We start from the raw sequence: 12,700 nt of genomic DNA, 5'->3' as shown, positions 1-12,700 counted from the left end.
ACTTGCTACAATCATTAATACCGTGTAACCTAATGTGAATACCATTTTTAAGCCTTGTAATTAATCAAATTTTCCTAGTTTTTACTAGTAATCTTATTTACGTCTCAGTGTACCAGAAAATCGGGATCGCCGTTTAAATACCGGATTCCCAATCTTTTTATAAACATAATCTATTTATGATACCACTAAAAATAGCCGTTGTTGTCCATGGTCGCTTTCATGCCTTTGATTTAGTACGAGAACTAATAAAGCAAGGGCATGAAGTAACTTTATTGACTAATTATCCTAAATATATTGTCGAAAAATTTGGTATTCCTCAAGCTCATGTTCGTAGTTTTTTATTACATGGTATTTGTAGCCGAATCTTTCACAAATTAAATCAGTTCTTACCTATCCCTAGTTTTGAACCCTTATTTTCCTCCTTATTTTCTAAATGGGCTGCTAGAAATATATCGAACTCAGGTGATTATCATGTTATTCATTGCTTTAGCGGTATTGCCGAAGAATTATTTCAATCCATACCATCTAGCGGTAAAACTTTAAAAACTTTAGTTAGAGGTTCTGCTCATATTAGAACTCAAAAACAACTATTAGTAGCAGAAGAAACCCGTGTAAATTTATTAGTAAAATCACCTATAAAAATAGATCAACCTGATGATTGGATTATAGCCAGAGAAGAAAGGGAATATCAATTAGCAAATTTAGTTATTGTGCTTTCATCTTTTGCTTATCAATCTTTTATTCAGCAAGGTATTGACCCAAAAAAATTAAGACTCCTTCCCCTTGGCGCTCAGTTGAGCCTGTTTCGTCTCCAGGAAAATATAATTGTAGCTCGGTGTCAAAGAATTTTATCTGGAGAACCATTAAAAGTGTTAATGGTTGGTAATTTTTCTTTACAAAAAGGTGTGATTGATTTTGTGGAAATTGCTAAAAATGCTGGTTCTGATTTCCAATTTACATTTGTTGGTGCAATAGGAGATGATGCAAATTTTTTATATAAAACCAATAATCAATATATTGAATTTATTCCTAAACAACCGCAGTTAGAACTGCCTCCATACTATGGAGCAGCAGATATATTCATATTTACTACCATACAAGATGGTTATGCGGTAGTGCTATCCCAAGCACAAGCAGCAGGTTTGCCGATTTTAGCCACAACCAACTGTTCAGCCCCGGATATCATAGTAGAAAATGAAACTGGCTGGGTGTTACCCATTCGCAGTCCAGATGCTTTTATAGACAGGCTAAAATGGTGTCACGAACATCGCCCAGAACTAGCACAAATGGTTAATGAAATATATAACGACTTTCAACCTAGAGACTGGAGTAATGTTGCTAAAGATTTCACTATAATTGCTAGAGATTGTTTACACCAAGGACAAAAGTAACTTCATGGAAAATCGCTCTGAGTTAATTATCTGGTTGGTGATTTGGGTAGCAATATGTGCCTCCGTAGTCCGCGACCAGTGGAGTCGGAAAGTTCCTAGCGTTGGTTTACCCCTTGCTTACCTATTATCCCTGTCAATGATTCATTTTTTCGGGGGACTTATTTACGCTTTACCTTGGTATAACGCCAAAAGTGCATACTTGCTGCACTCAGGGGCTTCCTATGCTCAAGTTTCCGCCGGTTTCATCGAAAGCGTTTATGGTGTCATGGGTTTTGGTTTAGGTAGCACCATCTTAGCTTACTGGATACTACGCACATTTCAACCAAGTTGGCTCAGACAAGTTCCCCAAAACCCTGATTTGCAATTACCCAAACAGTTGCTACAAGTGGCGTTCTTTTTCATGCTGATTATCGCTCCTACTATTGGTCGTTTCCCCGGTTTTCAGGGTTTTAGTACATCGGGGGTCTACCTATTTGTTGTATCATTATGTTTGGCTTGTTGGAAATCATGGTATGAGCAAGATAAAAAAGCTTTTTTCTTTTGGCTGGCTGCCAGTTGTAGTATACCCCTAATTACCATTAACCTCCTCGGTTTTATTGGTTATGGTGCTGCGGCTACCCTAGTTATCCTCATTTTTATATCCACTTTTTATCGTCCCCGTTGGCATATTTTAATCACCGGATTTTTGGTGTTCGCTTTAGGACTATCTGTATTTGTTACCTACCTCAGAGATAGAGGAGAAATTAGAGCCACAGTATGGGGAGGACAGGGTTTAGAAGCAAAATATGAACGCATGGTCAATACCTTTAGCACCTTTGAAATCATTGATTTGACTAACCAATTACACTTAGAAGCCATTGACCAAAGGCTAAATCAAAATGGACTTGTTGGCAAATCTATTGAGTACATTAATAGTGGACAAGCAAGTTATGCTTTAGGTGCAACGTTATTAGAAGCAATGACTGCGCCTATTCCTCGAATTCTATGGCCTAACAAACCTAGCTTTGGTGGCAGCGGGAACAGTAGTGGAAAGATTGTTACTTTATATACAGGACAAAACTTTGGGGCTGGTACTAGTGTGGGTGTAGGGCAAGTTTTAGAATTCTATCTCAATTTCGGGTCTATAGGGGTTTTTATCGGTTTTATGGTTTTTGGGGTAATGATCAGAATTGTTGATGTCACGGCAGCTTATAAATTATTATCTGGCAATTGGTTAGGGTTTGCTTCTTGGTTTTTACCGGGGTTGTCCATGCTTCAGCCTGGGGGTGCATTAACAGAAGTTACAGCTTCTTTTGCGGCTTCAGCAGTGTTAATGCTTCTCATTAGAAGATTTATCCTGACAAAATCTTCAAAGTTAAAATTGCGGCAACTTAATAATGAACATCAATGAAAAATCAATGTTGCCTAAAACTAAAACATCGTTTCCACCTCTGGTTTCCCAACTTATTTGAATTTACAGGTGGAATCCAAACCTACTCGGCTTTTTTCCGCCAAGCTATCCAAAACATCTCCCCTAATTCTGACTATCGGGTATTTATTAAGCATGATAAAAAACCTGCTCCTGATTTTACCACTGTAGCCTCAACTAAATTCCATTGCACCGGAACAATTCCATTATCACTGAGAACTCCTGCTTTTGCGGCTGAACTATTTGGACGGGGAATTTTACAAAGTCCTGATTTAATCATCTCTACTCACTTGAATTTTACCCCAGTAGCTAATCAATTAAAACAACTTCGGGGCATTCCTTATTGGACAATTGCTCATGGTGTAGATGCTTGGAACATTGACAACCCTAAATTACAACAGGCATTACATCATGCTGATCGCATTTTAGCAGTTAGTGGCTATACCCGCGATCGCCTCCTGAAAGAACAAAACCTTAACCCTGAAAAAGTCTCCATACTCTACAACACATTTGATAGTTCTAAATTTAAACCCGCACCAAAACCGACCTATTTATTAGACCGATATCAACTTAAACCAGAACAACCAATAATTTTAACAGTAAGTAGATTATCAGCATCAGAACAGTATAAAGGCTATGACCAAATCATCCGCGCCATACCAAAAATTCGTGACCTAATTCCCGATGTTCATTATATCATTGTGGGTAAAGGAGATGATAAATCGAGAATTAACCAATTAATTACCGAATTAAAATTAGAAAACTGCGTTACCTTAGCTGGTTTTGTTCCCGACGCTGAACTTTGTGATTACTACAATCTTTGTGATCTTTTTGCCATGCCCAGTAAAGGCGAAGGTTTTGGTATAGTTTATTTAGAAGCCTTAGCCTGTGGTAAACCCGTACTCGGTAGTAATCAAGACGCGGCAGTTGATGCGCTTTGTCATGGTAAACTAGGGGCATTGGTAAATCCTGATGATGTGGATGAAATTGCTCAAACTATTATTCAAATTTTACAAAGTACATATCCTAATACTTTAATGTATCAACCCGAATCCTTGCGTCAACAGGTTATTGATACTTTTGGTTTTGAGGAGTTTCAGAAAACTTTGGCTGGATATTTGCACCGATTATGAAACCAGATCATACAATCAGGAAGCCAGGGAATAAGTTTCCCCGCTAATAGCTCAAGTTCGACTTAAACGACTAATTTTGATGAAGTTGATATATACGTAAACAATAGGGTTTTTATGAAAATAATTGATGATTGGTATTTAGAAAACTTGGTTTGTCCTCAAGATAAAACAGCACTCAATTTAGTAGATAATAATCTAGTTTCACAATCAGGTAATAGCTATTCAATAGTTAACGGTATTCCTATAATGCTTTTGAATAATGTCAAACAAACTATTGAACTAGCTAATAACTCTCTTACTGATTCTAAGGTTATAAATGATAGTGATCCTTACTTTATTAATACTCTTGGCATCACTGAAGATGAAAAACAACAGTTAAGAAAATATGTATGCACACAAGAAATCATCAATTTTTCCGTCGACCCTATAGTTCAATTCCTGGTAGGAGCTACTAATGGAATACTATATAGTGAAAATATAGCTAACTTAAGCAGACTACCAATACCTGAGATAAAACTACCACCAGGAAATGGAAAACAGTTGTTAGATATTGGTTGTGGCTGGGGAAGATGGTGTATTGCTGGTACTTATAAAAAGTATAGATGTGTTGGGATAGATCCATCATTGGGTGCGGTATTAGCAGGAAGAAGAATTGCTGATAAATTGGGACTCGATATCAAATTTGTAGTTGGAGATGCAAGATATTTACCTTTTAACTCCTCTCAATTCGATCAAGTATTTTCCTATAGTGTGATACAACACTTCAGTAAATCAGATGCAAAATCAACTTTTCAAGAAATTGCTAGAATTTTAAAGCCTAATGCCACCAGTTTGATTCAAATGCCTAATAGTTGGGGTATAAGGTCTTTGCAGCATCTAATCAAACGAGGATTTAGCGAAGGTAAAAACTTTGATGTAAGATACTGGGGAATTCAGGAGTTATTAACTTGCTTTACCAAGGAAATTGGTGATTCAACAGTCTCAATAGATGGATTTTTTGGTTTAGGTATCCAAAAGTCAGATATTGATTTATTGCCTTTAAAATATAAATTAGTAGTTAGAGCATCTGAAAGCTTAAAGATCCTCAGTTTACTTATCCCTTTCCTAAAATATGTTGCTGATAGTGTCTACATAAAATCCACTAAAAGTATCTAGGATATAGGTAATTTATCCTCTATCTAAAATACCTGTTAATTTAAATCAAAACTAATTACTGATATGTGTGGTATTGCCGGAATTATTGGATTTAATGACTATGAGAATCAGTTAGAGACAAAAATCAAAAAAATGCAAACTGCATTGCAACATCGTGGTCCCGATGATGCAGGCATTTATATTTCAACTGATAAACAAACAGCTTTAGCCCATACTCGACTTTCTATTCTTGATCTTAGTCCCGCCGGTTATCAACCTATGTCTACCAGTGACGGGAGATATTCAATTACCTTCAACGGAGAAATATATAACTTTCAACAACTACGAGAAAATCTTATTTCTCAAGGTGAAAAATTTTATTCCCAAACAGATACAGAAGTAATACTCAAACTTTATCAAAGAATCGGTTCTGATTGTGTCCAGCATTTACGAGGAATGTTTGCTTTTGCGATTTGGGATGATTGGGAAAAGACTTGTTTTTTGGCTCGTGATCATTTAGGAATTAAACCACTTTACTATTACCAATTAGGTAAAACTTTAGTATTTGCTTCCGAACTCAGAGCAGTTTTAGCATCTGGTTTACCTGCTATTAATATGAGCGTGGAAGGATTATATGGTTATTTAACAACTGGTTCAGTTCCCGAACCATACACCCTAATCGCTGATATTCATTGTTTACCCGCTGGTAATTGGCTATGTTGGGAGAATGGAAATAATACCAAAAAACAATATTGGCAAATAAATTTTACTCCTGAAGAAATTTATCCTTCAGAAGCTCAACAAATAGTCCATACAGCTTTATTGGATTCTATTAAACATCATTTTATTAGTGATGTACCAGTAGGAATTTTCCTCAGTGGTGGTATTGACTCTACAACTATTCTCGCTTTAGCAACCCAAACCCAACAATCACAATTATCTACCTATTCGATAGGCTTTGCAGAATCAGAATACAATGAAGGAGAATTAGCTGCAAAAATTGCTAATCATTTTGGCGCAAAACATACAGAATACCAAGTTACATCTTCCTTTGCTAAGAGAATATTACCAGACTTTCTCAAAGCAGTTGACCAACCCAGTATTGATGGCTTTAATACATTTTGTGTATCTAAAGTTGCCCATGATCATGGCATGAAAGTAGTATTATCTGGTTTAGGTGGAGATGAAATATTTGGTGGCTATAAATCATTTCAAAAAGTTCCTCAAATGGTAGAATTGGGTAAAAAATTACATATCTTACCTTTGATTAGTCAGGGTTTAGGTACTGGTTTAGCCCATTGGGGAAATTCACCAAAAATCAAGCGTTTAGGAGATTTTATCAGGCAACCTCCCAGTTTTCCATCTGCTTATCGTAGTTTTCGAGGAATTTTCTCCCATACAGAATCTTGTCAAATTATCAAACAATTAACCAATACAAATATTAGTTATCAATTAGCAGTAGATAGTAATCACCCTACTCCTGAAGATACAGTAAGTTATTTAGAACTAACAGGCTATATGCGTAATCAATTACTGCGAGATAGTGATATCATGAGCATGAACTGGGGTTTAGAATTGCGTGTTCCTTTTGTGGATAAAACCTTATTAGAAACGGTTGCACCTATTCCTAGTAATATTCGTTTAGCCTGTAGTAAAAAACTTTTAACACAAGCAATTACGGAAATACCTGATTGGGTGGTAAGTCGTCCTAAAAAGGGTTTTTATTTTCCTTTTGAAAGTTGGATGGGTGGCGAATTTGGTGATTATTTTCAAGACTCCAATACACCTTTCAATATACCACTTAAACCTTGGTATCGTCGTTGGAGTTTAGCAATATTAAAATATTGGTTGGATCGCACAATAAAATGAAGTTTACATGACAGCAGTTGCTGTTATTATAAGTAGAACGGCTTGAATAATTCAAAGTTTGTAGTGAGGAATTTATTCCTCATTTGAGGGCTGAAGCCCTCACTACGAAATCATCTCCAGATTTTTTACATTACTTAATCTACTTTGATTTATTTCGGACTTACGCACAAGTCACGGAATAATGAACCACGAAGGAACGAAGAGAACGAAGAAAAGAGGGTTTGAGAGATATTTTGCGTAAGTTCTGTTATTTTCGTCTACTTACTTAAAAGTAAGGGTTGCTTCTACCAAAAGGATTATGTTATCAGAGATGAAAGTAGCTATTATGTTAATTAACTGGAATGGTAGTCAAGATACTCTAGAATGTCTTGATTCTCTGGAAAATATTGAGTATCCTCATGATAAAATATCTATCTGGATTGCTGATAATAATTCAAATGATGACTCCTTAAATTATCTCTGTCCGCAAGTTGCTAAAATGCAAGCAGGACTATGGCAAAGTGTTAAGTTGCTTAAACTAGATAAAAATTATGGTTCACCGGGAGCATATAACAGGATTTACAGTCATATTCCTCAAGACACAGATATTTTAATTAGGTTAGATAATGATGTAATCATCAATCCGAAATCTGTTTTGCAAGTTTGTGAAAGATTTAATCAATTTCCTGATATGGCAATCTTGGGAGTACAATCATTTCTTTATCGTTCACCTACTGTTAAGTGCAGCGGAGCATGGTACGTTAATTGGTCATTAAATACCCAGTATGTTACTCGTCCTGAGCAAATGATGGAATGTGATTCTATTGTTGGTAATTTCATGGCAATTCGCAACAGTACAATCCAACAATTAAAATATTTATTTGATGAAAGGTTATTTATTACATTCGATGATTGTGAACTCTGCCTTAGGATTAATAAATATCTCAAGCAAAAAATTTTTTTTGATCCTGATATTATTTGCTATCATAAATCTCAATCTTCAACCTCCAAGGTCAAAGATTTTGTTAGTTACTGTTGCCACAGAAATGGTATTTTGATTTTTAAACAGTATGCACCGAGAGATATACGCTTATTACTAGGAATGTTGGTAACTTTGCTGAGATTAATTAAAGCAATGTTACTAGCAGATGAAGTTAAATTATCTGGTTATTTAGATGGAATACTTTCCCGATGTAATAATGAATATCAATGGCAAAAAATAGTTGACGAGGAATGGACTTAGTTAAAGTTTATATTATCATTCCAGTACATAACCGCAAAGCTATTACTCTTAAATGTCTCGATAATTTGCAAAGTTTGAGCATTTTGGAGAAATACAAGATTATAGTTGTTGATGACGGTTCTCAGGATGGAACTGCAACTGCTATCAGTAGTCTTTATCCAAACATTACTATTTTAACAGGAGATGGTAATCTTTGGTGGACTGGAGCAATTAAATTAGGTATGGAATATGCGTATAGGCATGGTGCAGATTATTTTATCTGGCTGAATGATGATACTTTTCCTTTATCAGGTACGATGGAAAGTTTAATTAACATTTGTCAATCATCTTCCCGAATGATTGTTTCTGCTCAGTGTTATACCACCTCTGATTTGACTGTCCCTAGTTATGGTGCCTTTAAAAAAGTAAATGGTAATTTTGTTTTTTATTATACAAATACAAATGAAATTATAGTAAGTGATGCGCTGTCAGGTAATTTAGTTTGCTTACCCCGTTCCGTAATTGAGGATATAGGTTATCCACTTGCTGATCAATTTCCTCAGTATGGAGATATACCTTATACATATAAAGCCAAAAAATGGGGTTATAATCTTCAAACTTATGGAGCTTATAAAGCTATATGTATGCCAGATACACAACAATCTTGGTTACTGGGAGAAGATTCGATATGGTCAATTTGGCAGAGTTTCTCCTCTCCTAAGTCCTATTTCTATTTTAAGTTTCGGTGGTATTGGTGCATGAACTTTTATGGATGGTTTGGTGTATTCATTTTTATTCGTCCCTATTGGCAACTGTTACGAGTTGGAATTATACGTTGGTTACTCCCCAGGTCTTTTTTAATTTATCTCAAAACAAATTTGAAAACCTAATAAAGCTGAAAATTTCCATTGTCGTTGATGGCAAATGGCACAGTTTTGATTTACTCTGGGAATTTCACTTCCAAGGAAATCTACATCATTTAATTTAAAATATTGGTTGCAGCGCACAATAAGATGAAAGTTATTCATGTTATTCCTTCTATTAGTCCAGTACGGGGTGGTCCGAGTCAAGCAATTTTAGAAATGGTCAAAGCTTTAAGAAAAAATGACGTTGATGCAGCAATTATTACTACTAATGATAATGGAGAAGATATATTAGACGTACCTTTAGGAAAATTTATAGATTATCAAGAAGTTCCTGTCCAGTTTTTTTCCCGCTTTTCCCCTCCTGTACATTCTCTGAGGGAATTTGCGTTCTCTCCAGATTTTACTATTTGGCTATGGCAGCATATTCACAATTATGATTTGTTACATATTCATGCTATATTTTCTTATACTCCTACAATAGCAATGGCGATCGCCCGCTGTCAAAAAATTCCCTATATTGTTCGTCCTCTAGGACAATTATGTACATGGTCTTTACAGCAAAGTGCTAGAAAAAAGCAAATCTATCTGAAAATTATCGAAAAAGCTAATCTTAATCACAGTCAATCAATTCATTTTACCTCTGTTGCAGAACAACAAGAAGCTGCCCTATTAAATTTAACCTCCCCAAATTTTATCATCCCCCACGGACTTGCGATTCCCGATACAATTCCTCATGCTTATCAACGTCTACGACAACATTTTAATTTACCCATAGATGAACCAATTATCTTATTTTTATCTCGCTTACATCCTAAAAAAGGTTTAGATTACCTAATTCCAGCATTAGGTAAATTATCTGATTACCGCTTCACATTTATTGTCGCAGGTAGTGGCGATCCAGATTATGAAATTGAGGTCAAAACTTTAGTAAAAACTCATGGAATTGAACAGAAAACACATTTTGCCGGATTTGTCAAGGGTGAAATCAAGGATTTATTAATACAAGGAGCAGATATATTTGCCCTAACTTCCCATTCCGAAAACTTTGGTATATCAGTTCTAGAATCCCTAGCTGCGGGTACTCCAGTTATAATTACCCCTGGTGTAGCTCTTAGTGATATAGTCCAGCAACAACAACTGGGATATGTTACAGAACTTAATATTAATGCAATCGCAGCTACAATTGAAAACTTCTTAGATCATCCTCAAGAATCGAAGAAAATGGGCGATCGCGCTCGTCAATTTATCCTGGAAAATTATACCTGGGATCATATTGCTTCAAAAATGATATCTGTTTATGAAAATATCATTCAAGGTAGTAAACATTTATAGATGAGAATCCCTACATAAGGAACGTCTCTACACCCCAATCCATACTTAGTTTTAGCAACGCCATTAAATGCAGTACAGCTTAAAAAGCGATCGCTCTGGTTTCTCGACTATTGAAAAAAAGATTTGGAGCGATAGGGCGATCGCAGCTATAATACTATATTAGAGTAAACAATACTTAGGTGCTTTCATGAACACCATTAATGCTCTTTACGAACAAGATTATTTCCTTTGGCTGGAAGAAACCTATAAATTACTAGAAAATAATCGCATTGAGGAATTAGATTTTTTACATTTAAAGGAGGAAATTCTCAGTTTGGGTAATGAACAAAGGCGGAAAGTTGACAGTTACCTGCGTCAATTGCTGATTCACTTATTGTTGTATAAGTATTGGAACTCTGAAAAAGAATACTGTGCCAAAGGTTGGCAAAATGAAATTGATAACTTTCGATTTGAGCTTGAGTTATTGTTAAAGTCTAAAACGTTGTATAACTATTTCTGGCAAGAAATTGCAGAAATTTATGTTAAAGCCAGAAGACAGGCTATCAAAAAAAGTGAATTACCTGCTGATCTTTTTCCTGAAAGTTGTCCGTTTTCTGCTGATGATCTACTTGATCCAGAATTTCTTCCCGATTAAAATTAGTGATGTCCCTGTGAAATTTATAGGACTTACGCACAAGTCACGGAATAATGAACCACGAAGGAACGAAGAGAACGAAGAAAAGAGGGTTTGAGAGATATTTTGCGTAAGTCCTGATTTATATAGTAATGCTTCTCAAAAGTGGGCGATTCCTAGGTCGCGCTTCGCGATCGCGCCCGGCAGTTTATATTAATGTAAGTTGCTGGCTATGGGTTTTACGTTAAGTTGACACCAATGACACTGTAGCCAAAGCATCGGGGGATTAAGAGGGGTAATTTGACGATGGCAATGAAACACAGGAGATAATGAATCATGTATCAAAGTGAAGCACCTCCGCAAAAAAACCTGCCCACCATGTATGATTTACCCAGTGAGGATATTGATGAAGAATTAGACTCCACAATTCATCCCCGTCCACCCTGGGAAACCATGCCAACCATGTATGATTTACCTAGTGAAAATCCAGAGGAGCCAGGTTTGCCAGACGAATTTCATGACTTTCAACCGCAATTATTACGGGAAACCTGTCAATCTCCCGTTTATCCCCAAGAGGAAATGTTCATTGGTACGGATTTAAACTTATACTATGATGGTCGTCACTATTCATGGTATAAAAGACCTGATTGGTTTTTAGTGTTAGGCGTGCCTGCTTCTGAAAAACAGGAGGATATGCGCTGGAGTTATGTGATTTGGCAAGAAGGATTAGCTCCATTTTTAATAGTAGAATTATTATCACCAGGTACAGAAGCAGAGGATTTAGGACAAAAATCAAGAAGCGCGAATAAACCGCCGACAAAATGGCAAGCCTATGAACAGTATTTGCGATCGCCCTATTATGTGATCTTTGATAGATATGAAAATCGCCTCCGAGTATTTCAATTACGTGGCACAAAATATCAAGCTGTGGAACTGGTAGAACCAAAATTCTGGTTTCCTGAATTGGAATTAGGAGTAGGAGTTTGGTCGGGAAAATATCAAGGTACAGAAGGTTTGTGGCTACGTTGGTATAATCAAGATGGTGATTGGATTCCTACTTTTGCTGAACGAGCAGAACAGGAGAAACAACGGGCAGAACAGGAGAAACAACGGGCAGAACAGGAGAGACAACGGGCAGAACAGGAGAAACAACGGGCAGACAAACTAGCCGAAAAACTGAGAGCTTTGGGAGTGAATTTAGATGATATTTAAGGAAAATTAACTAAAAAAGTTAGAAAGGGATATAGATATTATAAAATTGAGTAAGTAGAACGGCTTGAATAATTCAAAGTTTGTAGTGAGGAATTTATTCCTCATTTGAGGGCTGAAGCCCTCACTACGAAATCATCTCCAGATTTTTTACATTACTTAATCTACTTTGATTTATTTTCGTCTACTTACTTAATTGTCATTTTAGCGATCGCATTCGGCAAACAGGAATATTATGGAAAAAAACACCCTAATTATCTTCCAAACGGATGTAAAATATCAATTAGCATTGAACTTTTCCTGGAAAAAATCAACTAGTCAACAGGAAGGGGGAGTAGGGACTGGTAGAGATAAACTCAGCACTAAGCACAATGATGGAAAACATCACCACGGAAAACAGCACTCAAACTCTAGAAGAAAGAAAACAAGAGGCATTACAAACTGCTGCAAAATGTCGGCAAATTCTCCTAGAAAATGGAGCAAAGGAGGTAATATTATTTGGTTCTTTATCAGGAGAAAGTCCTTGGCATTGGCAATCTGATTT

At 36.2% G+C, this 12,700-nt stretch carries 10 protein-coding genes; all 10 read left to right on the top strand.

What is annotated here, in order from left to right; all coding sequences use genetic code 11:
* Window positions 1-176: 176 nt before the first annotated feature.
* The 10 genes from PN471_RS13220 (at window position 177) to PN471_RS13175 (ending at window position 12,159) form a co-directional block, all read left to right on the top strand.
* Window positions 177-1,391 carry a glycosyltransferase family 4 protein gene (locus tag PN471_RS13220; RefSeq protein WP_271777240.1) on the top strand — a complete coding sequence of 405 codons (1,215 nt, stop codon included), beginning with the start codon at window positions 177-179 and terminating at the stop codon, window positions 1,389-1,391.
* A 4-nt stretch (window positions 1,392-1,395) separates the two neighbouring features.
* Window positions 1,396-2,781 carry a hypothetical protein gene (locus PN471_RS13215; RefSeq protein WP_271777239.1) on the top strand — a complete coding sequence of 462 codons (1,386 nt, stop codon included), beginning with the start codon at window positions 1,396-1,398 and terminating at the stop codon, window positions 2,779-2,781.
* Window positions 2,778-3,932, top strand: a complete 1,155-nt coding sequence (locus PN471_RS13210) for a glycosyltransferase (protein ID WP_271777238.1) — start codon at window positions 2,778-2,780, stop codon at window positions 3,930-3,932. The genes PN471_RS13215 and PN471_RS13210 overlap by 4 nt, the downstream gene beginning before the upstream one ends.
* Window positions 3,933-4,046: 114 nt before the next feature.
* Window positions 4,047-5,087: a methyltransferase domain-containing protein gene (locus tag PN471_RS13205; protein WP_271777237.1), complete on the top strand. Its 1,041-nt coding sequence runs from the start codon at window positions 4,047-4,049 to the stop codon at window positions 5,085-5,087.
* 63 nt (window positions 5,088-5,150) lie between these two features.
* Window positions 5,151-6,935, top strand: coding sequence for an asparagine synthase (glutamine-hydrolyzing) (asnB, locus tag PN471_RS13200; protein WP_271777236.1), 1,785 nt, complete (start codon window positions 5,151-5,153; stop codon window positions 6,933-6,935).
* A 310-nt stretch (window positions 6,936-7,245) separates the two neighbouring features.
* Window positions 7,246-8,157: a glycosyltransferase family 2 protein gene (locus PN471_RS13195; RefSeq protein ID WP_271777235.1), complete on the top strand. Its 912-nt coding sequence runs from the start codon at window positions 7,246-7,248 to the stop codon at window positions 8,155-8,157.
* A complete protein-coding gene (locus PN471_RS13190; protein ID WP_271777234.1) occupies window positions 8,148-9,026 on the top strand; it encodes a glycosyltransferase family 2 protein in 879 nt (292 codons plus the stop codon). The genes PN471_RS13195 and PN471_RS13190 overlap by 10 nt, the downstream gene beginning before the upstream one ends.
* A 123-nt stretch (window positions 9,027-9,149) precedes the next feature.
* Window positions 9,150-10,334: a glycosyltransferase gene (locus PN471_RS13185; protein ID WP_271777233.1), complete on the top strand. Its 1,185-nt coding sequence runs from the start codon at window positions 9,150-9,152 to the stop codon at window positions 10,332-10,334.
* A 187-nt stretch (window positions 10,335-10,521) separates the two neighbouring features.
* Window positions 10,522-10,968 carry a DUF29 domain-containing protein gene (locus PN471_RS13180; protein ID WP_028084062.1) on the top strand — a complete coding sequence of 149 codons (447 nt, stop codon included), beginning with the start codon at window positions 10,522-10,524 and terminating at the stop codon, window positions 10,966-10,968.
* Window positions 10,969-11,283: 315 nt separating this feature from the next.
* Window positions 11,284-12,159: a Uma2 family endonuclease gene (locus PN471_RS13175; RefSeq protein ID WP_271777232.1), complete on the top strand. Its 876-nt coding sequence runs from the start codon at window positions 11,284-11,286 to the stop codon at window positions 12,157-12,159.
* The last annotated feature ends 541 nt before the right edge of the window (window positions 12,160-12,700 follow it).

This window comes from Aphanizomenon sp. CS-733/32 (genome assembly GCF_028330045.1).
Taxonomy (GTDB): Bacteria; Cyanobacteriota; Cyanobacteriia; order Cyanobacteriales; family Nostocaceae; genus Dolichospermum; species Dolichospermum gracile.
The sequence above is the reverse complement of the archived record's forward strand: the minus strand, read 5'-3'. Positions and strand labels throughout refer to the sequence as shown.

Coding starts and splice junctions, on each gene's coding strand:
- PN471_RS13220 (WP_271777240.1), top strand. CDS start 177: ATGATACCACTAAAAATAGCCGTTGTTGTCCATGGTCGCTTTCATGCC.
- PN471_RS13180 (WP_028084062.1), top strand. CDS start 10,522: ATGAACACCATTAATGCTCTTTACGAACAAGATTATTTCCTTTGGCTG.
- asnB (WP_271777236.1), top strand. CDS start 5,151: ATGTGTGGTATTGCCGGAATTATTGGATTTAATGACTATGAGAATCAG.
- PN471_RS13175 (WP_271777232.1), top strand. CDS start 11,284: ATGTATCAAAGTGAAGCACCTCCGCAAAAAAACCTGCCCACCATGTAT.
- PN471_RS13210 (WP_271777238.1), top strand. CDS start 2,778: ATGAAAAATCAATGTTGCCTAAAACTAAAACATCGTTTCCACCTCTGG.
- PN471_RS13195 (WP_271777235.1), top strand. CDS start 7,246: ATGAAAGTAGCTATTATGTTAATTAACTGGAATGGTAGTCAAGATACT.
- PN471_RS13185 (WP_271777233.1), top strand. CDS start 9,150: ATGAAAGTTATTCATGTTATTCCTTCTATTAGTCCAGTACGGGGTGGT.
- PN471_RS13215 (WP_271777239.1), top strand. CDS start 1,396: ATGGAAAATCGCTCTGAGTTAATTATCTGGTTGGTGATTTGGGTAGCA.
- PN471_RS13205 (WP_271777237.1), top strand. CDS start 4,047: ATGAAAATAATTGATGATTGGTATTTAGAAAACTTGGTTTGTCCTCAA.
- PN471_RS13190 (WP_271777234.1), top strand. CDS start 8,148: ATGGACTTAGTTAAAGTTTATATTATCATTCCAGTACATAACCGCAAA.